Here is a 21,643-nt window from a genome sequence, read left to right on the forward strand (position 1 = left end):
CTTACTTCCCCTTCGTATAGGTTGTGTACAAACTGTCGAACACCTGATTGGCAGCCAGTAACAGCTGATCATCGTTATGATGAGACTCGCGAAAGCCCATCAATACGCATTCAACTCCAGTGGCCGCCGGTGGCTGATGGCCGCCAACATCGAGGTAATGCACCAGTTCCGCGATCCGCTGCAGTGCCACCTGGCGCAGGCCAAAGCTCGCCAGTAACGTTTCAAAGGTGACCTTGTCAGCTACATGGGTGAAGGCCGCTCCATCGAAATCAAAACCCAGCGCGTGATCAGGGCAATCAGCTGGAGAGCTTAACCATAGAAAATTCGCTTCCGGATCGATGAATCGCTTAATCAACCAGGCGCTGGCCAGGCGGTCCACCCACGGTCGGCGACGAGTTGCCCATACCCTTCCCAGGTAGTCGGCACGGTTGAGGAGAGCGACCGTGCCTGAAACAGGTAGCGGCTCATCAGGCGACAGCACCCGATTTGCGTCGGTTTCCAGTTCCTGCAACGCCCGATCGACCCGTTCACGGGCAGCACCTGGAAAAAAATCAATCTGTGACACGCGCGTGAAGCGCTTACGCAGTTTCCGGGTCTCCCTAATAACCTCCATGGCCGATTCTGGCAGCAGCGTTGCCCGTAGTTCTGCGATGTCCGAGTGCAAGGCCTCATAGTCGTCCGCACGATCGAATAAAGCGGGGAATTCATGAGCATCCGGGCCGTCAGTGGGTACAACATGGGCGACACCGCCGGCTTCACGCACGTCATGGGCCACAGCCTCCAACTTCTCGACGTGATCGGGGTGAGCTGGCAGTAAATAGACGCCGTCGCGAAGTGAAGCCGCGCCCCATGCCTTAATAGAGCGCCAGGCCCGCATACGCACCGTCGCATTTTCTGTAGGAAGTGACAGAATCAGTAGAAGCCATGACATTCTGTAGAATCTACTACGTGTTTGTAGCAATCACAACACTTTTATGGCTGAACGGTTGTGATGGCCACCTGACTACAGTAGCATTCTCATATATCCCCCCACGGGGGATAGGTTAAAAGCTGGTTTTGACCCCAGACTTACCAAATCATCAGCCACGCTAGGAACACTGTGATGCACCACGAACGACTCGATCATTGGCAACATAAGCATGTCTTTGGCCAGGATCGGAAGCGCCCCGGAGAAATCCGAACGCTCATCGTGGTGGCCTAACGCTGGCGATGATGGTCTGGGAAATCCTGGCCGGGATCGTTTATGGCTCGATGGCCTTGCTGGCCGATGGGCTGCACATGGGGTCGCACGCGGTGGCCCTTGGTATTGCCGCCTTCGCCTATGCATACGCCAGGAAAAACGCAGGCAACGCCCGATTCTCTTTCGGGACGGGGAAGGTCAATGCGCTGGGCGGCTTTACCGGAGCCATTCTGCTGGCTGTCTTTGCGCTCTACATGGTCATCGAGAGTGTTGGGCGTTTTATCCAGCCCGTCCCCATTTCTTTCGATGGGGCCATATTTGTGGCCATCATAGGCCTGGTGGTCAACGGGGTGTCAGCGTGGATACTGGGGGATGCAGGTCATGACCATGGTCACAGTCACGGGCATAATCACGGTCACCACCATCATCACCATGACCACAACCGACGGGCCGCTTACCTGCATGTGCTTGCAGATGCGTTGACGTCAGTCCTTGCCATTGTTGCCCTTCTGGCGGGTAAATATGCCGGGTGGAACTGGATGGACCCGATGATGGGGATTATCGGTGCGATTCTGGTAACCCGTTGGTCCTGGCAACTTTTAAGAGACACCTCAAAAATCCTTCTCGACGAGCAACATCAGGACATGGAGGACGCTGTTAAAGAGGCCGTCGAAGACGACGATGCCAAAGTCAGTGATCTGCATGTGTGGGCAATAGGCCCAAACATTCATGCCGCTATTGTCTCAGTCGTCTCGCATCAGCCCGAGTCGCCCGCAGTTTATAAGGAGCGCATTCAGGCACACTGCCAGTCCCTGGTCCACGTGACGGTGGAACCTCTTCGCTGTGATTAACGGAGAGAACGCAAATTAGAGAGTAACGAGATCAAAGATAACGGGCGATTGCTTTGAACTCGTCGACGCGCCGCTGCTGCTCCGGCTCCAGCGGTCCGATGGCATCGTCCAGGCAGTGTTCAATGTGGTCCTGTACCAAGACGCGCTTGGCCTGCTGGATGGCCTTTTCCACAGCGTGAAGCTGCTGTGCCAGCTCCAGGCAGGGCTTCCCCTGATCCATCATGCCAATCACGCTTTCAAGATGGCCGTTGGCCCGCTTCAGGCGTTTGATGATATTCGGATGCGATTGATGCGTGTGATCATTTATCATGTTTAATTCCTATCCCCCGTGGGGGGATGGTATCCTCTTGCTTCGTTGAAATCCAACCACCGACTCGACCATTGAGACTGATGATTTCGGCCCTCCATCAAAGAAAACTGCTTCCGACGCTCGTCATGCTGTTCGCATTGGCGGGCCTGTCGCTGTCGGTGATTGGCGAGTCATTCTCTCACGGTGTGGCCAACTTGGCAGGCGATTGGGAATCGCAGCCTGACGGCCACCCAGGCAGTTATGGTGCGCATGGACACACCCACGATTTTGACGAAGAGCCAGAGACATCCTCAGTGCATCATGATGCTGGCAATCATACTCACGAGACCGTGGACCAGCTCAGGGTTCCGTTTGTTTCCCAAAGCCTGACCGTTCTCCGGCAGCCCGTGCCCTTTGCCGGAGGTTCTCCCCGCAGTTTGCGCTATCGGCTTGAACGCCCTCCAAAAGCCTCTATTCCCGCTTGATTCTTGCCGCTTACGTGGCCCGAGAAAACAAATTCAATTGGAGTCTTTATGTTGTCAAGCTTGCTTGGCGGTTGCCGTGGTGTGCCCTCAACGGGCACAGGCAGTCGTCTGTTCTGGACATTTCTGACCCTGGGCTTTCTGGGTATGAGTACCGATGTGCTTGCCCACGCAGTCGCTCAGGGCGACAGGGGCTACATCCAGGAAATTACCGGGATAAACCTTATTGCGTTCATCTATCTGGGGGCCAAACACATGGTCACCGGCTATGACCACCTGCTGTTCCTGCTGGGTGTCATTTTCTTTCTTTACCAAATGAAGCACATCGCGATCTACGTGAGCCTGTTTGCCCTGGGGCATTCCACCACAATGCTGCTGGGGGTGTACTTCAATGTGGGCATCAACAGCTACATCATTGATGCGATTATCGGCCTGTCCATCGTCTATAAGGCACTGGACAACATCGGTGCCTACCAGCGGTGGTTTGGCTTCCAGCCCAACACCAAGGCCGCCACGTTGATTTTCGGGTTCTTCCATGGTTTCGGCCTGTCCACCAAGATCATCGAATACGACATCTCGCCGGACGGCCTGATTCCGAACCTCCTCGCCTTCAACGTGGGCGTGGAAATCGGACAGTTGATCGCCCTGGCCATGATCCTGATTGCCATCAGCTTCTGGCGTAAAACCGACGGCTTTTTCCGCCACGCCTATACAGCCAACGTTGCCATGATGAGTGCAGGTTTCCTGCTCTTTGGCTATCAGCTCACGGGTTACTTTGTCGCCTGATTCTGGAGATTTGCTATGTACAACACCGATATACCCAACCGTGAAGAACTGCCCAGCACTGCCAAACTTATTCGATCAACCATCATCGCAGCTATTGTGGCGCTGATTCTGCTGGTGACCGTGGTCATGCCCGCCGAGTACGCCCTGGACCCGACCGGTGCCGGCAGATTGCTGGGGTTGACCGAAATGGGCGAAATCAAGGAACAACTGGCTGATGAAGCTGCCGCTGACGAGGAGGCACAGATGGTTGCCGTGCAATCCTCAAGCGATCAGCAGGAAACCGAAGCAGTACAGCCTGAAGCCGAAGAACCCGCTCAGGAAGCTGCCCCAGAGCCAGAACCAGAACCAGAACCTGCGGCCGTGCAAGAACAACAAGCATCAGAACCAGCACCTGCAGAAACACAATGGCAGGACGAAGTGCGAGTGGTTCTTACGCCTGGCGAAGGTACTGAGTTTAAGCTCACCATGGAAGAAGGTGCTGTGGCTCGCTTCTCTTGGGTATCCGAGGGTGGCCCAATCAACTTTGATACCCATGGCGATGGAGGCGGCCAGTCAATTTCATACGAGAAAGGCCGGGGCGTACCGGAAGACGAAGGCCAACTGGAAGCCGCTTTTACCGGCAACCATGGCTGGTTCTTCAGAAACCGGAATGACAATGACATTACTCTCGTCCTTCGTACCGGTGGAGACTACGGACAACTGAAGAAAATGCTTTGATCACGCAGGCATAAATTGCAATTTTTTTTGGAGCCGGTCAGACAATGGCCGGCTGCGAGAAGAAGCGAAGGTTCATGAAATGGAGCAAAACCAGAGGTTATGAATCAGCTCATGAATGTCATGCATACAGCAATTAATTAGGCTACTGAAATACCGCGTTATTCATAATTTTCCATATCATCGGTGATCGCCGGGTCGGAATAGTTATTCCACTTTATCGTTAGTGCATCCGATTAAGCGGTACCAGCCTTCAAAATTGAATCGAAAGCCGATTCGAAGCTGAGAGCTGCAAATGTCCGCTTTTGTTTAGGTGCTTCGGTCGCAAAGCGAACATTCGGATTTGGGGATAACTCCCGGCTCACTCGCTGCCTCCACGCCTATTCCAGACAGATTCGCGCCGTGCATTTCGTCGTTGACGTATGGCTACACAATAAAAATATGGCGAAAGCGCCTCATTTTTCGTAACACTTCCACGAATTCGGTAATAATTTAATCCGCGTCGTTACCACCGAAACAAAAATGTCACACCGCTGACACATTTCAGGACGACTCTATTACTGTATGGAATTTAGTCAGCCTCGCATCGAAAACATTCCGCGCATGAAGCTTCATGCAGCAGGGGAGGCCAGAAATGGACGAAATAACTCCGAGAGCCCTCACTGCATCAGAGATTGAGTACATGGGTGAGCTACTGGAAGATCTCACCAATCTTCGAGATAGCCTTTGCTCTATAGCTGCCCACCCCCCATTTAGCCTCAACGAACTCGACTCTGGCTATCGTATAAGCGCCGAAAACCTTCTGCATTACCTCGCGTTGCGCCGACAGGATATCCGACTGCTCCAGCAGCGCCTTGTTACGCTTGGATTTTCCTCATTGGGTCGTTCGGAATCCTGCGTACTGCCGACACTAGACATCATCATCCGCACACTTTCCTTACTACTCGGACAGCCACCAAAAGCAGATTGCGGCGAAACCTCCACGATCACGATTCAGGATGGCCCCCTGTTACTGCTGCAGCATTCGAAAGAACTACTTGGGGCCACGCCCGAAGCTAGAAATGTACGGATCATGGTCACCATGCCAACGGAATCGGCACAAGATCCCTCAATCATTCGCGATTTGCTGAAAGCCGGGATGAATTGCATGCGCATAAATTGCGCCCATGATGACCCAGAAACCTGGCTGGAGATGATCAATAATCTGCAAACTGCAAAAGAGGAGTTCGGACAGAGTTGTCAGGTTTTTATGGATTTGGGTGGGCCGAAGATACGCACGGGTGAGATCGAACCCGGACCGCACGTTGTGCATGTACACCCCAAACGTAATGAATACGGAATCACCGTTTTCCCTGCGCGCATACTGCTGGTGCCGGAGGGAAGTTCAGCACCGGAAATTAGCGATAACCAGACTGTTTTCGGTGTTCCAAAGAGTTTTCTACAAAAGCTCAAGAGATTTGATGAGATCCGGCTCCTTGATGCACGCCACAAGCCCCGGAAATGGACCGTTGTTGAAGTTAGCGACTTTGGATGCCGGGTTGAGAGCATCAAAACCTGTTACGTAGTGCCCGGAACGCCCCTTCAGCTGAAAGAAAAACAACGCCCGAAAATCACAGCCAAGATTACCAGTGTCCCCAAGCAACCCGGGTTTATAGTCCTCCGCCAAGGCGATTGTCTTGTAGTTACGGCCGACTCGAATGCCGGACATTCCAAGCATTTAGACACCCAGGGAAATCTTGTTACTCCCGCTACGATAAGCTGCACGATGCCCGAGGTCGTTTCTCAAGTTCATCCGGGCGAGAGCGTCTGGTTTGATGACGGGAAAATTGGTGGTGTCATTGAAAAAGTAGAGACAGACCGATTCTGGGTAAAAATCCAACACGCTCGTCCAGAAGGCAGCAAACTTAGAGCCGGTAAAGGCATGAACCTTCCGGATAGCCAGCTTAACGTCAGCTCTCTGACGCCGACCGACATCAGCCACCTGACATTCATCGCTAAGCATGCAGATGCCGTCCAGATGTCATTTGTAAACTCCGCACATGACGTCACATTGCTTGACGAAGCACTGTCCCGGGTAAAGGGGGATCACTTAGGCATCGTCCTCAAGATCGAAACCCGAAGAGGATTTGAGAATTTGCCCTCTATGCTGCTGACCGCTATGCGCCGACCCAAGGTGGGCGTCATGATTGCAAGGGGCGATCTTGCTGTTGAGTGTGGATATGAGCGACTGGCAGAAGTCCAGGAAGAGATATTGTCAGTGTGTGAAGCCGCCCATGTACCCGTTATCTGGGCGACTCAAGTACTAGAAAACCTGGCTCAGAAAGGCATGCCCTCTCGCGCAGAGATTTCAGATGCAGTCATGGCGCACCGTGCAGAGTGCGTCATGCTGAACAAAGGGCCGCACGTTATCGAAGCGCTTGGTGTGCTCGACAGCATTCTCAAGCGCATGGAACAGCATCAAACCAAAAAACGGGCACTACTCAGGGCACTGAGATTGGCCCAGAACGGACGGTAACAAGTGGATACCGATGAAGGATTGCTAGCCAGCTATCTAAAACGGAAGTTGTCTGCCCATGAAGCGGTCGAGACCATTTCAGGCTGCAGAAACCTGATTCTCGGAATGAGCGCCGCGCAACCGCCGGCATTGATGGCAGCCACTGCAGATGCCCTCAGAGATCGATTGATTGGTCCGTTAAACGTCTATTATCTGCATGGTACGGAACATCTTCAGCAAACTCTTTTAGCTCCAGATCTCATTGATCTCGTAACACCCCGTCCACTCTTTCTAAGCCATTCAGACAGGGCTGCCATTGCACAATCTCACTCTACAAACTGGATTGAATTCGTACCCGCAATGCTTCACCAGGCCGGCCGCCTGCTGACAGAGCACATAGATCCGGAATGTTTTTTTGTGACCGTATCGCCGATGGATCGCCATGGATATTTCAGCCTCGGCACCAACGCTGATTACGGTGCGTCGGTGATCCGAAAAGCAAGGAAAGTCATTGTCGAGGTCAACCGGTATATGCCTCGAACCTTTGGTGAATGTTCCGTCCATATTTCAGAAATAGACCACATCGTTGAGCACGATCAACCGCTGGTAGAGGCAATCCCCAAGGCGCCCACAGAGGTCGATAGAAAGATTGCGCAGCAGATCATCGAACGGATTAACGATGGGGACACCTTACAGATCGGAGTGGGCGGGGTGCCAAATGCCGTGCTTTCAGGCTTGAATCAGCATAAAGACCTGGGGCTACACAGCGAACTGTTTTCCCCGGCAATGGTTCCCCTGATTCAGACTGGGGTCTTGAATGGTCGACGCAAGACATGGATGCAACACAAGCACGTTTTCACCTTCGCTCTCGGAGACCGTGCGCTCTACGAGTTCCTTGACGATAACCCTGCTATCGTTGGATACCCTGCGTCCTGGGTAAACAATCCAGACATCATTCGGCTTAACGACAACATGGTGTCTGTAAATTCAGCACTCGAAATAGATCTGACTGGCCAGATCAATTCTGAACAAATTGGCGATCGCCCCTTTTCAGGCACCGGTGGCCAACTCGATTTTGTTCGTGGTGCTTACGCTGCAAGAAACGGCCGCTCTTTCATTGCATTAAGGTCAACCGCTCAATCGGGCTCTGTCAGCCGTATCGTCCCGCGTCTACTCAGCGGTGCCGTCACAGACCCCCGGAATGATGTGCAATTCGTAGTGACGGAATATGGCTGTGTTAACCTCAAAGGCCTTTCTATTCCTCAAAGAGCCAAGGCTCTCATACAACTTGCATGCCCCGAATTTCGCGAGCAACTTGAGCGAGAGGCAACATCACTTGGATGGATATAGGCACTATAGATCGGACCACTGAAATCAGAGCGCTGGATAATACCAAGCTAGTTGTTTAGAACGGCCTCAATCGCCCGGTAATCATCATATGTCACGAGGTTTATTCCCACCGCTCGCTGAGTATTCAGGTATTCCGAGAGCATTGGCGAAGGCGTTGTCAGTAGATTAATTACCCGGCTCCGAACGTCCTCGCAAATTCCACTGCGGAATACAAAAGGGTCATAGTGTAACGGTACCGAACGCCAGAGAACCGTTAGGGTGTCCTCTGCAATCATGCCGCGCCTGAGCGCTTCATCTGCTCTTGAGCTGGAGACAAAGGCAGCCTCCGCCTTGTTGTCCAGCAACGCCATCAATGCCTTGTCATGGCTACCCGCGTATATGTTGGCTCCAAAGAAATCGGAGAATGGCTCGCCGATCGTGGTTGCAAACTCGTTTTTGGGAATGAGAGCCCCTGATGTACTGGAAGGATCAGTCAGCAGTATCCTGGCATTTCTCAGGCCCTCAATGCTGTTTATCCCCGCTGCCGTTGGAACTACCAGTAACGAATAATAGAAACTCCCCTCGGGTGTAAAGAGCCCGGCCTCGGTGGTTAAAGAAGCGAAGGCATCCAGCCCCGGGTCTGTTCGATGAGCGATAACATAGGATGCCGGCCCCATAACGGCCAGGTCGACACCGCCCGAAAGTACGCCATCCATCACACTCTCGTAAGACGTAGCTCTGACCAGCTCTACCGGCATTCCAAGCCCCTGTTCCAGAAGAGCTATCAATGATTGATATTCAGAGGCCTGCTGGTCGATATCTTTTTTTGGGATCATCGTGAAGGTCAATCTGTTCATGTTGCAGTTTTTGACCTCTCGGACGGCTCCCGAACTATAAAACGATGCAAAGGCGAGCGATGCGAACGCGAGAATTAACGTCAGCAACCTCATGCTCTTGCTTCCTCTTCTGCGAAGGTTCTCAGGAACTCAGGAATCTTCTCCGCTGGCATCGGGCGCCCCAGGTGATAGCCCTGTGCAATGTCACAGCCGGCGACTTTCAGGTGAACCAGCTGCTCACGGGTTTCCACGCCCTCGGCCACCACTTTGAGCGCCATGCGCTTGGCCAGAATAATGGTAGAGGACACGATCGGACTGTCATCATGGCTGTTTGAGATGCGGTTAATCAGGCTTCGGTCAATCTTGAGCTTGTCTACCGGTACCGCCTCCAGGTGGGCGAACCCCGCGTAACCGGTGCCGAAATCGTCAAGACTGAGGCGGATACCTGCCGCCTTGAGGCAATGCAGGCTCTCAACTGCCCGGCCTTCCAGCATAGCAGTTTCCGTGATTTCCAGTTCCAGCAAGTCGGTGGTCAAACCGTAGTCCGCCAACGTCGCCAGAACGTCTTTGCAGAAACCCGGCTGAGCAAGCTGTATCGGAGAAACATTGACTGCGACTGGCTTCGAAATCCCATGTTTCTGTTGCCAGTCGGATATCTGGGCACAGGCCAGTCGAACCACTTCCATGCCCAGGGCCACGACAAAGCCGGTTTTCTCGGCCACCGGAATAAATCGGTCTGGATACAGCAGGCCGAAGCCCGGATGTTGCCATCGCACCAGAGCCTCGTAGCCAATAATTTCCATAGTCTCCAGGCAAACCTGGGGTTGGTAATGCAGAACAAACTCCCGGTTTCTGAGGGCCTCCACAAAGGCTTGTTCCAGGTGAAATTCTTCCACATCACTCACATTCAGTGACTGGTCGAAAAAGCGATACTGGCCACGACCGGCTTTCTTGGCCGAATACATAGCGGCATCAGCACATTTGGTCAGTTCATCAATACTCTGGCCGTCCCGAGGGCTGATAGCGATACCAATGCTGGGACTGGTATTCAGCTCTGTTCCTTCCAACATGTAGGGGGCGGACAAATGCGCGGTTAAAGCTGCGGCCCACTGCTCGATGTCGGCCTCACTGCGATCACCCGCCAACAGCACCACAAATTCATCACCGCCGAAACGAGCGGCAATGTCACCTTTGCCCAGCATGCGTTGAATGCGACCGGCGACGGCCTGCAGCAGCAGGTCACCGATGTGGTGGCCCAGGGAATCATTAATGGATTTAAAGCGATCCAGATCGATAAACAGCATGGTTGACAGCTTTCGCTGTCGACGCTGTTCCAGTACCAGCGAATCTGCCACATCCAAAAACTGGCGCCGGTTGAACAGACCACTGAGATGATCAATCGAAGCGGCACGGCTACTGCGGGCATGCTCGGTTTCAAGGCGCTCAATCAGTTGCTGGTTGTTCCGCTCGGACAACCGCAATGCCTCCAACACTCTTTGCTGTCCGGTCAAACTCCGGATCAGCCAGAACACAATACCGAAAACCAGTAAGGTCATTACGCTGTTGGCAATCAGTTGCTTATTCTGGGCAGGCGTCAGCGGCGCAAAGATCTCGTAGTAAGGCTGGGCCACACTGACTGTAAAACCATTCGCTGGACGGGTCACGAAAACATATTGGTATTGCTCGCCCGCCAACTCCACCGTGGCTTCACCGGTCACAACACGGCCTTCAGCCGCAATCTGCACTTTCGGCACCTGAGGCCCTCCAACCACAATGCCGCTTTCATTGGCCCGCATCCACTCATCCCCCCTGGAATCCAAAATCTGAATAAAGCCCGAGCCCAGCTCAACATTCTGTAGAAGCCCAGCCAGGTAGGCGATGTCCAGCTCAATCAAGATCAATCTTGAGGAACGGGACAAATCTGCCAGTCTGAGCGGAACCAGGAATGGCAATCGCCAGGCAGGCTCTTGTGGCACGTAAGCCGGATCCGCAACTCGTTCGGGAAGCACAGGCACAAATCCAGCTCCGGCAAAGTGGTCTTCAGTTCCAGACAACCAACTACCAAGGTTTGAGCGTGCCGAACCCAGATGGCTGGTGTAAATCAGTTCTCCCGACAGATTGTAAACACTGAGCCGGTTGAACACGGGATCTTCTGCCAGAAGCGTCAAGAGCCTGGTCTCTGCTTCTTGATGCGCGATGACATCGTCATTCACCAGGCTACCCATGGCCTTGGCTCGATCAGTCATCTGCTTGAGGCTCTCCGACACAATCAATGCCAGATTGCGGTTCTCGGAGAGTCTTGCATTGAGGGTTTCCGCCCTCGTTGCAGATGCCTGCCAAAGGAATAACACCCATAGGAACAAAACGATAACAACCCCGAGTGCCAGCATGGTTAGCTGAACGCTATTCAGGGGAGTATCAGATTTCGCTGTCATCAAGCTAGAACCTGGAGAAAAGGGATAGGTAAACGTCAGCCTCTCCAGTGGCCGGATAAATCCTGTGAGTCGGGTGAGGCATTTCGCCACCAAAACCCATACCCCTCAAAGGCTAGCGGTCAAGTATGGCAGCTACATGACAGGCCAGATTCGTTAACGGGTTCACACATATGACACAGGAACTTCATTTCTCAATGTTAAGTGTATGGCTCCCATCCATAACGGAGCAGCAGTAATGTCCGGTCAATCATCCCTTCTGGTAGAAAAGCTCTGGCGCCTTAAACGCCGCATCGACAAAGGCCAATGCCCCGGTGTCGACTTTATTCATCTGAACGTCCTGCTTAGAGAGCCTGCTTATCGGGCCGATGTTCTCAGGCGGGTAGAAACAAACGGCTCACCCGAGCTCCAGGCGCTTGCCCGGGAAATTATGGCAAACGATCCTGGTGAGCCGCTAATGGCGAAGTCTCCAACAGAAACATTGACGAAAAAGCAGACTAAAAAGGAGAAACAACGTGGTTGGCTGACTCGCAATGGTATCGTCGTGATTCCGATATCTGCGGCCTTCGTCGCAGCAATTGCCGGTTTCACTGCGTTTGAGAACCGTGCGGTCCGGGTCACTGACGATATTGTCTATGATACCGTTTGGCAGAGTGGCCGCCGTTACATTCTGGATGATGTTATCTACGTGGATAGCGCCAGGCTCACCATTGAACCGGGCGTAACCATCGAAGGTGAACGCGGTTCTGCTCTGATCGTCACCAAAGACAGCCGACTCTTCGCCCGGGGAACCCGGGAACAGCCCGTCGTGTTCACCAGCCACCAACCCGAGGGCCAGAGAACCCGAGGCGACTGGGGCGGCCTGGTTCTGCTCGGCAAAGCGCCGGTTAATCAGCCCGCCGCAGCCATAGAAGGTGTACCGGAGGCGGATCTACGTGGCCAGTTTGGTGGTACCGACCACAGCCACAGTTGTGGCGTACTGCAATTTACCCGCATCGAATTCGCCGGCTTTGAGGTGTACAAAGACAACGAGCTGAATGGTCTTACGCTGGGTGGTTGCGGCTCAGACACCATTGTCGAAAACGTGCAGGTACATCGCGCGCTGGACGATGGCATTGAGATGTTCGGTGGTACCGTAGACCTGAAAAACATTCTGATAACCGGCGCCGCTGATGACAGCATCGATTGGGACTGGGGTTGGACAGGTAACGTCCAGTTCGCGGTCATCCAGCAATACGGGGATGTGGGCGACAATGGCTTTGAGGGTGACAGCAATGGGTCTGATCACAACGCCACGCCCCGGTCAGAGCCCACCTTCTACAATGTCACGATGTACGGCGCCGGCCGCTCGGCCAAACAGCACCGTGCCATGGTTCTGCGAGAAGGTTCCGGTGGCCATTTCCACAACATGATCATCGACAGCTTTGCCATCGAGGCACTTGATACCAGGGATGAGGTCCGGTCTTTGGTGGCCATGGACAAGCTGACATTCAGCCACAACCTTATCTCCAACAATGGCCGCCTCGGCAATCTGGCAACCGAACCAGAGGCTGACGATGATGATTTTGGCTTCCAGGAGGACGTGTGGATTCAGGACCCGACCAACCGCAATCATCAGCTGGCGGAAAGTGGCTTGCAGCCAACCGTGACAAGCACGACTTCACCAAATTTCCGCTCCAGAGGCCTCATTCGGAATATGGAAGCAACACGGCCACCCAAGTCGGAGTTTTTCGACGAATCTGCGGACTACCTGGGCGCTATTAATCCTCGCTCCAGTGACACCTGGCTGGATGGCTGGACCGCGTTTCCGGAGTCATAAAGCAAAGTCGTCCGTGCGTCTATGGTTAGCCAAGGTATAGCCTGCCCTAAAATCGTCAGAAATGTGGACGAGATAGTAGCAGGGCGAGCGTGGGCTGAGCGGTACAAGGACTCCCGGTTCTGCCTCTGCAATGGTTGTCACAAAAATATCATCAAATAAGCTTACCGTGGCAACCGGCGAGTCTGTTCAAGTCTGGAGCCGCAAAACGCGCAGCGAACTCGGCGGACGGGCACATCCAGCCAGACACGATATTGGAATAGGTCTAGTTCGCAAACCAGCGATGAACCATAAAAAAGCCCTACACGGAGGCAGGGCTTCTTTACGTATAGCTAGCAACAAAGTATCCGGACTCTTACCGGATACGGCGCGCTATATGGCAGTTTATGCCGCTTTCTTGAGCTTCTTTTTCAAGCTCTTCAGCTTGCCTTCCTGCTTGGCGATCTTCGCCTTACGGGCTTTGATTTCTTTTTTCAGGCTGGTTACTTTCTTCGTAGTTTTCTTGGCCATGATTCACTCCTGGTGTGTGATTGCTCGATTACCGCCCTCAGTCGTCCTTATGGGTTCGCACGAAGTTGCGTATGAACTTTCGTACCTCTCTGGCGGCACTGGTATCCAGCTCTTCACACAATGAAATGAATTCATCGCGCTCTGCACTGTTGATCCGAATCAGTAGCTGAGAGTCTTTTTTCCCTGCCTTTTTCTTGCGTGGCTTCAACTGCTTTTCGGAAATACTATCGGCTGCCATGGGTCATCCACTCACTGAGAACACTTTTAGTATATACACTGTATATAGAAAAGATAGACTCAGGCGCCCAAGTTGTCGCAGTCAGATGTCGTGTTGCTTTCGAAAGCTGTTGATCTCTTCCACGACTTTGCGGGCGACTGTGTAGTGATCCAGGCGATCAAAAAGCCTTCTAAGAATTTCCTTTTCTTTGTCGTCGACTACGCCGTCTTCCAAAGCTAATCGCTCGATCATGGCGAGCTCTTTCTCGTCTATGGTGTCGTCGTTGGCGAAGACCACCAGGAAGGAATACCCCACCAGTTCTTTTGCCCGTGATTTCTCTGTCATAACGTCACCCTATCTGATGCATCATAAATGCCCAGCAGGCAACGCCAAGAGCATTTCCAGGTATCGCCTGGCTGCATATTCGCTTTCCGATTGATACAGCGGTTCCTCACCAGGTATGCGCACCTCGTATCGAAACGGCCGGCAAAAGCCGCTCGGCTCTTTGAAGCTTAGCTCAAGAAGTTCAACCGGTAGTTCTTCACAGGACCAGCAACAACGAATTTCAACGGCTTGGATAGCCTTACTCATACCAGACACATATGCCCCCAGGTGGATCAGTTGCACTACAAAAGCAACAGAGGGCTCATCCTGAGCAGTACACGCGGATTGCGTTCCGCCTCATCTAGGCGATGACAGAATTAAAGCAAGGTGATGTTGCGGTGGCGTGACGGGGATAAAAAAACCGAGCCCCGGGACAGGGACTCGGCAAACAATCATGATCCTAATCCTGATTGGCCGACAATCGTAACCTTCAGCTGTTTCAATTTCATTTCAGGAGAACAGGGTTCATTCACCAATCCTGTTTCTGCTTGAGGAGCTCATTGTTGTAGGGACCAATGGTTTCAAGCAAAACGGATGATCTTGAGAACTGGCCTCGACCCCAGGCAATGTCATTTTGCCATTCGTCCTTCAACGCCGATTCAATGGTCCACTGCTTCAGGGATGAATAAACAAGCCGCGCCTGAGCCGTAACACGGCTTTCTGTCAGGTTCTGGAATGGGAAGAATTCAAACTTGTCGCACTGAACCAGAAGGGTCGTCTCAAGAGTACCCGCTGCCAAAAACGACGCATCATAGAGTAGCTGGAAAATGATGGACTCTTTCACTGTGCCCAATGGAGAGCAGGAAAAGGCGTTGAGACGGACGGACAGGGAACACTGGCTATCTTCCAGTTCAATGTGCGGCCTAATCCATGGGCCTACGAACGTAGATCTGTGAAACGCCAATAGGGCTCGGTAGTGGTCCTCTCTGGGGTTCATTTCATTAACCTCAGATCGGGACTGTCAACGTCCTTTTGAACAGACCTTGGGGGAGAAAAAACGCCGGGGTTGAACCCCCGGCAATGCGAGAGCACCTGGTACTTATCGTACTTCAGGAACCCTCACTATAGGGTTCTAACGTTACAAACGAATTTCAGGCTACGTTCCCTAAGAGACCTTGCGCCTTTCCCTCATGACCTTCCAGTCAATGACGTTTCCCGCAGAGTCGAAATGGACATAGCCAGCATAACCATCCGATTCTTCCCAGGTTTTGATAAAGCCAACAACCTCGCCGTTCTCTGTGCACATTTCGTAGGACGTTTTACTAGGGTCTATCTGGCGCGATTCATCGACTTCAGGCTCGACCTCCCGGAGTATCTGGTCTTTTTTGAGAGACAAGGTGGTTTCAATCCAATCGGAACTCATGGGGCACCTCTTTACTGGGTAAGGGACAGCACTTATCTGGCTGTTTATTCTATGCTCAATTTAATCGGCTATTTTGATGTGTCTCAAGTTGATTTTGGTCTTAAAAATTGATCTGAAATAGCCTGCATTCGGTTGCCTAGTAGCCCAGATAACCGTAGCCGACCGTATCCCGATATTTTTCAATGTGTCGTACGTTGATTGCTCGGACAACGCCTTCTGCTTCAAGCTCACTGAAGCACGCATTGAATGCATCACGGTGTTCTTTTTTACGAAACGAGGCTCTATAGGGCGTCGGGGCAAAAATCGGAATGAACATCACTTTCTGGTGCAAATCAGCCTTATCCGCATAGGTTCGGTCCGCGCGCAAACGGTGGTTAATCTCCGCAAAGATAAGACCATCCGCAAGCACCACATCCACGCGATTCAGAAAGAGCATTCGCGAGTGGATGCGCTGGTCTGCAAACTCGGAATATGAGGCAAAAGACTCAATGTGAGATTCAATACCCAGCAATTGGGACGCACCGGCAAAGGAAACAACACGCAGCCCTTTTAAATAGCGAAGATGGTAAGGCTTGATGTTCGTGGACTCCAAAACGGCGGCGCCATTCTGATAATACACGTAGGGAGTGCTTTCAAAACTTGGCGTGTCCATATCGGGAGGCACGGTCATTACCGCATCGCCCAGCCCCTCATGAGTGAAATTCCGGAGGTGCCGTTTGAAGGGGTAGAAATGAAAGTGAACATCTATGTCACATCGATCCATGACTGCAGCGAATATCTCGATATCGCGCCCAGCCGGCCCCTGTTCTGATGTTGCCGGGAGGTAGGGAGCTAGTACGAGAAGTGGCTCTGGCTCTGATGCTGCATTGGCCTGAGTGGCCAAAGTGCCAATAGCGAACGCCAGAAGTAACCATTTCATTTAGATGCCACGTGATTATCGAGAAACTACAACTACTTCCCTGCACCTAAACTCAAGGTTACCGCTAATTCCATTTTCAGAATCACGATATTACTACATTAGTGTTTCAGCTCTGTGACAGTGACGCGCTCGCCTTGTTTACCACACTGATGAATACCTGGCTGGTCACGGTTCTTATCGATTCGTTCCGCAAATCGCCGGCCCCAACGTGTCCACAAAGTGTCAGCCGTGTTTAGCGTAGAGACTCTGGAAGAAAGCCCTGTTTCGAATGTTCGCTTTTGTTTAACAGCGGGAACAAGCGCCACCACATCCCGTAAGCAACGGTCAAAACCAACCTTTCTACAATGCCCAAGAAACTGACAGCGTCCCAAAGCTGAAGTTGTCTTTATGACGCTCGTCTTCACTGGTTGAGGCACGCAGTGTGACCGAGGCCAGCAGGTGATCCCACTGCCAGGCAGCGCCCAGACCAAGCTGACCAATCAGCGGCCCTTCGTCAAAACGATAAGCCCCGGCATTGTCGTCGATGTAGGAATAGCCTACAGACTCCACGCCCAGCCCCACATATACTGACCAGCTACTGCCTGAATCCTTGAACGAGCCCGGCAAAGCGATGGTTGAGGATGTACCAGCGTAGTCCGGCACAAAGTTTATAGGAAGGTGTCTGCCAAGCTGCCAGACCAACCCGGTTTTAGCGGAGGTCCGAAAACTCGACAGTAGTCCGGATCCAACCACCGACACACGCTGTTCAATGTTGCCGCCCTGCCCGAGTTGCAGGAGTTTTCGGCCATGCGCAGCCTGAATGCCACCCACCACATCGGTTCCAAGCTGACTCCCCCACCCTTGCGGCTTGTCGCTTCCCGTGGCTTTGTGCACCCATTTCTGAACCGACTCGGCACCGCTTTCGGGCCCAATAACACCAATGTGAGCACCAAAGCCGGTAATCGTATCGGCGTTCCAGCTCCATAGTGTGCCGCTGAGCGACAGGTGGCCGGCATAGGGAATGTCGTCGAACTGCGGACCTTTAACGGTAATATCTTCAGGCGTAACCATGAATTGCCGCAAACTCAGGCTTACCGCCTGCTTTGAATCGACAGTTCCAATACCTGGCAGAAAGCGCAGCTCATCACGCAGAACCCGGGCAAATCTTGCCGACTTTCCATCGCTCTCATCAGCGGTGTCCGTCAAATACGAAAAGCGTACCCCGTTTGTATAGCCGCGATCGGTTCCGGTAAGCAGGTCGTTATCCCAGGACAGGTTAACAACTTCTGCCCTGAGACTGGCGGGCAAAACACTAATAACGAAGAGCAACAGGAAGGCATATTCGCAGCGACGACTCAAATCCAGTCTCTCCGGTTAATACTATGAGTTAACGAGCATGGCCTACTGTCGAGTCATACCTGTTACAACGGCCACTCAATCCAGATGTGGAGACTAAGTCGCTTTCCCTTGCTTTTCTAGTTCCCTCCCATCGACGCAGTCAGCTCTTACGGATTAACGTGCCGCCAGACTAGGTAAGAACACCCGATTACTTTGAAAGTTCAGCTGTAGTCAATCGACTTTACAGGCACCGGTTCTTTGCTGTCAGGTAAGCCTGAATTACTAAACTTTATTCTAATCGCCCCAAGTGTCAGCCAGGTGGTTAGCCGAACATCCCCCGTCATTCCCAATGACCTGTGATGCGGCCAACCCTTGACTATTAACGAGTGCCGATGGGTGATACTCTCTCGCAAAATATAGCTTTCTACAGGCGGACTTTCGGACTACCCCGCTCGACTACTGTCCAATTTCGGACAGTTAAAACCAGACATTTTTTCTGAGCTTGAAGTTCGCATAGTAAACTGCAAAACTAGAAATTAAGCAGTTGGGGCAGCGGTCATTCTGTCCAGTTAAAGCCATCTCTAACCTGACAAGTGTGTGCCCAAACTTGGGATAAATCGTGTAACTAGCGGTGTTAAAAGAACTTTTCGCGAGCTTCCGCCCGACCTGCAAGTTACTGACGAACAACGATTTAGACCCACCGACCTCACTCCAAACCGACCCCAATCGGCGCCCTCCGGAGGCAGAGGTCAGAGGTTCGAATCCTCTCGGGCGCGCCATGAATATCAAGGACTTGCGTGAAAGCGCAGGTCCTTTTTTTTGGCTTGTGCCCAAATGGTGCCCTGACAGTGCCCGGCATTTTTTCACAGATTAGCTTCCGACCTTTTTCGCGACCTTTGCCATACTTGCCCTTCTAGAGGGTTTGGGCACAGTTTCCCGCCGCCCCTGGAACCTATCTCGTTACCATGGCCTCTTGAACAGACGAGCAAAATCCGCAAACATCGTACAAACAATCTCTCAGTGCACGCTAGGCGACTCATAGAGAAGGAGTCGACACATTCCGGTTCAGTCCCCGTGGAAAAATCTAACAAGTTTATTGGCAAGAAGATCGCTGGTTACAGGTATCTACATACCTCCGCGCTTTCTGAACTTGACGACGAAAGCCGTAGCGCTGTGCGCAAAGCCGAGGCCAGGATTACTCCAGAAGCCCAGTACAATGTCATTAAAATCCGAGAAAGTGCTGCCGAAATATCTTTCCTGAATTATCCAACTTTTTTTGAGGAAGCTTTCCCGACTCTCGAACAATCATGGAAAGTTAACCTCGATACAGGGCAGTGCCGATACAGAGTTTATTCAGAATCGAATAATCCCCCCATCCTTCACCGCAAAGAACTTCTGCTGCCATCCTCTCACCCAGATTTTCAACGGTTTTTGGAGCTGACCAAAGAGGCTGAGAGTATCGGTTTATTCGACGATACGACCAGAATAGGCTTTCTACAGGACTGGAACCGTCTCTTGAAGCTAAAAGGCTATGAGGTTTCCGAGCACGCCCTGGTGCCTATAGCCAATGAAACTACAGAGAACCTGTCAGCCATCGAAAGCGGGTCAGAAATTCACCGACATTTAACTGCCCTCACTCGAACGCAACTATCGGCACCTATGCAAAGCCTTGCGCGATATGGCTATCTTGATCAGACGAGGTCAGTCTTTGACTACGGGTGCGGCAAGGGCAACGATGTTCAGCTCCTAAAAGATAGCAATATAAACGTAGCTGGATGGGATCCTTATTATTCTCCCAGTGCAGAAAAGAAAACAGCAGACATCGTCAACCTAGGGTTTGTCATCAATGTTATTGAAGTGCCGGAGGAACGTCACCTCGTCCTGACCAACGCTTATGAACTTGCGTCAGAAATCTTGGTCGTATCTGCGATGCTGGAGAACGCAAATGCTCGGGGTGGTCTGCCTTTCAGGGATGGTGTGCGCACCTCACGAAACACTTTCCAAAAGTATTTTTCACAAGGCGAACTGGCAATTTACATTGAATCAGTACTCAGAACAGAGCCTGTTCCGATAGCCCCGGGGATTTTTTACGCTTTCAAGACGGATGCAGCTAAGGCTGACTTCCTGGCTAGAAAAAGCGTTAAACGAAGCCGCCCTCGACCACTTCGAGCGAAGAGACCGCTCAGCAGCCAGGAACCTGAGCGCCGGGCACCGGCTAGTCTACGGAAGTATGAAAACAACAAGGATATTTTAGAAAAGTTGTGGAGCACTTGGCTAGATTTTGGCAGAAAACCCAGGCCAAGCGAGATCGAAAACCTCCATGACATTCGGAGATTTCTGGGCTCCTACCCTGCCGCATTGAGAATTCTTGAGACCATCAAGAATGAGGAGGGAGCGGTAGCATTAGCGAGGGCTGAGCAGGCTCGCAAGGACGATCTGATTGTTCAGTTTGCCGAACTACGATTCTTCCGGAGCTCACCCCCACGCCCTATGCCTAACAAGCTCAAGGAAGATGTCAGACATTTTTTTGGGACCCTAGCGAATGCCCAAACAATCGGAGAAGATCATCTCGTTCGAGTATTGGATAAGAGCGCAATACTGTCTGCTTGTATCGAAGCCTCTGAGCAGGGCTTGGGGTGGCTGCATGACGAACACTCACTTCAACTACACACTGAGTTAATACCAAGATTGCCCCCAGTCCTCCGAATTTACATCACATGTGCATCTAGCCTATTCGGAGACCCAAGTTCTGCCGATCTAGTCAAAATCCACATCCGTTCCGGGAAGCTTTCCCTCATGAGTTACGACGACTTCTTCGGAAAGGCCATTCCGAAAATGCTCGTTCGCACCAAGATCAATTTGAGAAATCAGCGGATCGATGTTTACCAATACGGTGATGAGTTTGCCCCTCCCAACCTCTTTCTGAAGAGCAGGTATATGCATGAGGATCAAGAAAACTATGCCGAACAATTGCGTTTTGATGAAGCGCTTGAACAACTGGGAGTTGGCGATTTTAGCAACTTCGGCCCTCCTGACAGAGATTTTCAGAACACGCTGCGCGACAAGAGATGGGCAATAGAAGGACATAGCCTGACAAGAAGTACCGACATCCCGAACCTCGATCATCCCTGCGGTCAATACTTCAAATATCGCGACCTGATTGAATGCGGCGAAACGCAGAAGTCGCTCAAGATCGAGAATCACCCGCTCCAACCAGAGACTTACACCGCCCTCCTCGACCTAGCCAACAATCTTATCGATCCGATAGTGGACTATTTCGGCATGATCAAGCTCACTTATGGCTTTTGCTCGTCAGAACTGAGCAAAAATATACGGCGTAGGATCGCTCCGAAACTAGATCAGCACGCATCCCATGAACTGAACAGGTTAGGCAACCCCATCTGCATGCGAGGGGGCGCGGCAGTAGACTTTATCGTCGAAGATGAGGACATGTTCGAGGTCAGTCAATGGATCGCAGAAAATCTCAAATTCGATAGGATGTATTTCTATGGTCAAGACCGGCCAATTCACGTAAGTTTCAGCGAGACACCGGCCAAGCAGGTAACGGTGCTGAAGCGAAGCTCTGCCAACAAACGACTAATCCCAAGATCCTACTCTCTCAACGATTTCATTAACTTAGATAACTCTCTAATCTGAAGCCTCGCCCTGGCCACGTTGACCCGGAAGTTTATTTTGGGTAAATTAACTTCCATTCCAACTTTTA

The 21,643-nt window shown here is 52.1% G+C and carries 18 protein-coding genes and 1 pseudogene; 9 read left to right on the plus strand and 10 right to left on the minus strand.

Annotated elements, in window-relative coordinates; all coding sequences use genetic code 11:
• Position 1: 1 nt before the first annotated feature.
• Positions 2–931, minus strand: a complete 930-nt coding sequence (locus tag ASQ50_RS08625) for a chromate resistance protein ChrB domain-containing protein (protein WP_058091223.1) — start codon at positions 929–931, stop codon at positions 2–4.
• A 171-nt stretch (positions 932–1,102) separates the two neighbouring features.
• Here ASQ50_RS08625 and dmeF point away from each other — a divergent pair.
• Positions 1,103–2,031, plus strand: a pseudogene (dmeF, locus tag ASQ50_RS08630) (CDF family Co(II)/Ni(II) efflux transporter DmeF).
• 31 nt (positions 2,032–2,062) lie between these two features.
• Here the strand turns inward: dmeF and ASQ50_RS08635 are convergent.
• Positions 2,063–2,341: a metal-sensing transcriptional repressor gene (locus ASQ50_RS08635; RefSeq protein ID WP_011786634.1), complete on the minus strand. Its 279-nt coding sequence runs from the start codon at positions 2,339–2,341 to the stop codon at positions 2,063–2,065.
• A gap of 125 nt (positions 2,342–2,466) precedes the next feature.
• On the opposite strand from ASQ50_RS08635, the gene ASQ50_RS08640 reads away from it, so the two are divergent.
• The 5 genes from ASQ50_RS08640 to ASQ50_RS08660 all read left to right on the plus strand — a co-directional run bounded on the left by ASQ50_RS08640 (position 2,467) and on the right by ASQ50_RS08660 (position 8,146).
• Positions 2,467–2,805, plus strand: coding sequence for a hypothetical protein (locus ASQ50_RS08640; protein ID WP_223268878.1), 339 nt, complete (start codon positions 2,467–2,469; stop codon positions 2,803–2,805).
• 144 nt (positions 2,806–2,949) lie between these two features.
• Positions 2,950–3,588, plus strand: coding sequence for a HupE/UreJ family protein (locus ASQ50_RS08645; RefSeq protein ID WP_223268881.1), 639 nt, complete (start codon positions 2,950–2,952; stop codon positions 3,586–3,588).
• A 15-nt stretch (positions 3,589–3,603) separates the two neighbouring features.
• Positions 3,604–4,305 (plus strand): hypothetical protein, encoded by a 702-nt coding sequence (locus tag ASQ50_RS08650; protein ID WP_011786637.1) that lies wholly within the window; start codon positions 3,604–3,606, stop codon positions 4,303–4,305.
• A 631-nt stretch (positions 4,306–4,936) separates the two neighbouring features.
• The gene (locus ASQ50_RS08655) at positions 4,937–6,817 is read left to right on the plus strand and encodes a pyruvate kinase (protein ID WP_031210217.1); all 1,881 of its coding nucleotides are present in this window, start codon (positions 4,937–4,939) and stop codon (positions 6,815–6,817) included.
• 3 nt (positions 6,818–6,820) lie between these two features.
• A complete protein-coding gene (locus tag ASQ50_RS08660; protein ID WP_023009178.1) occupies positions 6,821–8,146 on the plus strand; it encodes an acetyl-CoA hydrolase/transferase family protein in 1,326 nt (441 codons plus the stop codon).
• 47 nt (positions 8,147–8,193) lie between these two features.
• Here the strand turns inward: ASQ50_RS08660 and ASQ50_RS08665 are convergent, their stop codons facing one another.
• On the minus strand, positions 8,194–9,075 hold the full coding sequence (locus ASQ50_RS08665; RefSeq protein ID WP_058091224.1) for a phosphate/phosphite/phosphonate ABC transporter substrate-binding protein: 882 nt from the start codon (positions 9,073–9,075) through the stop codon (positions 8,194–8,196).
• Positions 9,072–11,396, minus strand: a complete 2,325-nt coding sequence (locus ASQ50_RS08670; RefSeq protein ID WP_058091225.1) for a putative bifunctional diguanylate cyclase/phosphodiesterase — start codon at positions 11,394–11,396, stop codon at positions 9,072–9,074. The genes ASQ50_RS08665 and ASQ50_RS08670 overlap by 4 nt, the downstream gene beginning before the upstream one ends.
• A gap of 235 nt (positions 11,397–11,631) precedes the next feature.
• Between ASQ50_RS08670 and ASQ50_RS08675 the strand changes: the two genes are divergently transcribed.
• Positions 11,632–13,212 carry a hypothetical protein gene (locus ASQ50_RS08675; protein ID WP_023009175.1) on the plus strand — a complete coding sequence of 527 codons (1,581 nt, stop codon included), beginning with the start codon at positions 11,632–11,634 and terminating at the stop codon, positions 13,210–13,212.
• A gap of 381 nt (positions 13,213–13,593) precedes the next feature.
• Here ASQ50_RS08675 and ASQ50_RS21625 read toward each other — a convergent pair whose 3' ends face one another.
• The 4 genes from ASQ50_RS21625 to ASQ50_RS08690 form a co-directional block, all read right to left on the minus strand.
• On the minus strand, positions 13,594–13,719 hold the full coding sequence (locus ASQ50_RS21625; RefSeq protein ID WP_022991524.1) for a hypothetical protein: 126 nt from the start codon (positions 13,717–13,719) through the stop codon (positions 13,594–13,596).
• A gap of 37 nt (positions 13,720–13,756) precedes the next feature.
• Positions 13,757–13,957 carry a hypothetical protein gene (locus ASQ50_RS08680; RefSeq protein WP_011786676.1) on the minus strand — a complete coding sequence of 67 codons (201 nt, stop codon included), beginning with the start codon at positions 13,955–13,957 and terminating at the stop codon, positions 13,757–13,759.
• A gap of 81 nt (positions 13,958–14,038) precedes the next feature.
• Positions 14,039–14,281: a hypothetical protein gene (locus ASQ50_RS08685; protein ID WP_011786677.1), complete on the minus strand. Its 243-nt coding sequence runs from the start codon at positions 14,279–14,281 to the stop codon at positions 14,039–14,041.
• A 508-nt stretch (positions 14,282–14,789) separates the two neighbouring features.
• The gene (locus ASQ50_RS08690; protein ID WP_141067130.1) at positions 14,790–15,104 is read right to left on the minus strand and encodes a hypothetical protein; all 315 of its coding nucleotides are present in this window, start codon (positions 15,102–15,104) and stop codon (positions 14,790–14,792) included.
• A 384-nt stretch (positions 15,105–15,488) separates the two neighbouring features.
• Between ASQ50_RS08690 and ASQ50_RS20995 the strand changes: the two genes are divergently transcribed.
• A complete protein-coding gene (locus ASQ50_RS20995; RefSeq protein WP_156509990.1) occupies positions 15,489–15,794 on the plus strand; it encodes a hypothetical protein in 306 nt (101 codons plus the stop codon).
• 25 nt (positions 15,795–15,819) lie between these two features.
• On the opposite strand, the gene ASQ50_RS08700 is transcribed toward ASQ50_RS20995, so the two are convergent.
• Complete coding sequence (locus ASQ50_RS08700) at positions 15,820–16,602, minus strand: transporter substrate-binding domain-containing protein (RefSeq protein WP_068351453.1); 783 nt, start codon at positions 16,600–16,602, stop codon at positions 15,820–15,822.
• Positions 16,603–16,941: 339 nt separating this feature from the next.
• A complete protein-coding gene (locus ASQ50_RS08705; RefSeq protein WP_058091227.1) occupies positions 16,942–17,940 on the minus strand; it encodes a lipid A deacylase LpxR family protein in 999 nt (332 codons plus the stop codon).
• Between the two features lie 1,053 nt (positions 17,941–18,993).
• Here ASQ50_RS08705 and ASQ50_RS08710 point away from each other — a divergent pair.
• Positions 18,994–21,576: a DNA phosphorothioation-associated putative methyltransferase gene (locus tag ASQ50_RS08710; RefSeq protein ID WP_058091228.1), complete on the plus strand. Its 2,583-nt coding sequence runs from the start codon at positions 18,994–18,996 to the stop codon at positions 21,574–21,576.
• The last annotated feature ends 67 nt before the right edge of the window (positions 21,577–21,643 follow it).

It is taken from the genome of Marinobacter sp. LQ44 (genome assembly GCF_001447155.2).
Taxonomy (GTDB): Bacteria; Pseudomonadota; Gammaproteobacteria; order Pseudomonadales; family Oleiphilaceae; genus Marinobacter.

Bases quoted from the DNA above. Each gene is read 5' to 3' on its own strand.
- ASQ50_RS08625 (WP_058091223.1), bottom strand. From the start codon at position 931: ATGTCATGGCTTCTACTGATTCTGTCACTTCCTACAGAAAATGCGACG.
- ASQ50_RS08635 (WP_011786634.1), bottom strand. From the start codon at position 2,341: ATGATAAATGATCACACGCATCAATCGCATCCGAATATCATCAAACGC.
- ASQ50_RS08640 (WP_223268878.1), top strand. From the start codon at position 2,467: ATGCTGTTCGCATTGGCGGGCCTGTCGCTGTCGGTGATTGGCGAGTCA.
- ASQ50_RS08645 (WP_223268881.1), top strand. From the start codon at position 2,950: ATGAGTACCGATGTGCTTGCCCACGCAGTCGCTCAGGGCGACAGGGGC.
- ASQ50_RS08650 (WP_011786637.1), top strand. From the start codon at position 3,604: ATGTACAACACCGATATACCCAACCGTGAAGAACTGCCCAGCACTGCC.
- ASQ50_RS08655 (WP_031210217.1), top strand. From the start codon at position 4,937: ATGGACGAAATAACTCCGAGAGCCCTCACTGCATCAGAGATTGAGTAC.
- ASQ50_RS08665 (WP_058091224.1), bottom strand. From the start codon at position 9,075: ATGAGGTTGCTGACGTTAATTCTCGCGTTCGCATCGCTCGCCTTTGCA.
- ASQ50_RS08670 (WP_058091225.1), bottom strand. From the start codon at position 11,396: ATGACAGCGAAATCTGATACTCCCCTGAATAGCGTTCAGCTAACCATG.
- ASQ50_RS08675 (WP_023009175.1), top strand. From the start codon at position 11,632: ATGTCCGGTCAATCATCCCTTCTGGTAGAAAAGCTCTGGCGCCTTAAA.
- ASQ50_RS21625 (WP_022991524.1), bottom strand. From the start codon at position 13,719: ATGGCCAAGAAAACTACGAAGAAAGTAACCAGCCTGAAAAAAGAAATC.
- ASQ50_RS08680 (WP_011786676.1), bottom strand. From the start codon at position 13,957: ATGGCAGCCGATAGTATTTCCGAAAAGCAGTTGAAGCCACGCAAGAAA.
- ASQ50_RS08685 (WP_011786677.1), bottom strand. From the start codon at position 14,281: ATGACAGAGAAATCACGGGCAAAAGAACTGGTGGGGTATTCCTTCCTG.
- ASQ50_RS20995 (WP_156509990.1), top strand. From the start codon at position 15,489: ATGGACATAGCCAGCATAACCATCCGATTCTTCCCAGGTTTTGATAAA.
- ASQ50_RS08700 (WP_068351453.1), bottom strand. From the start codon at position 16,602: ATGAAATGGTTACTTCTGGCGTTCGCTATTGGCACTTTGGCCACTCAG.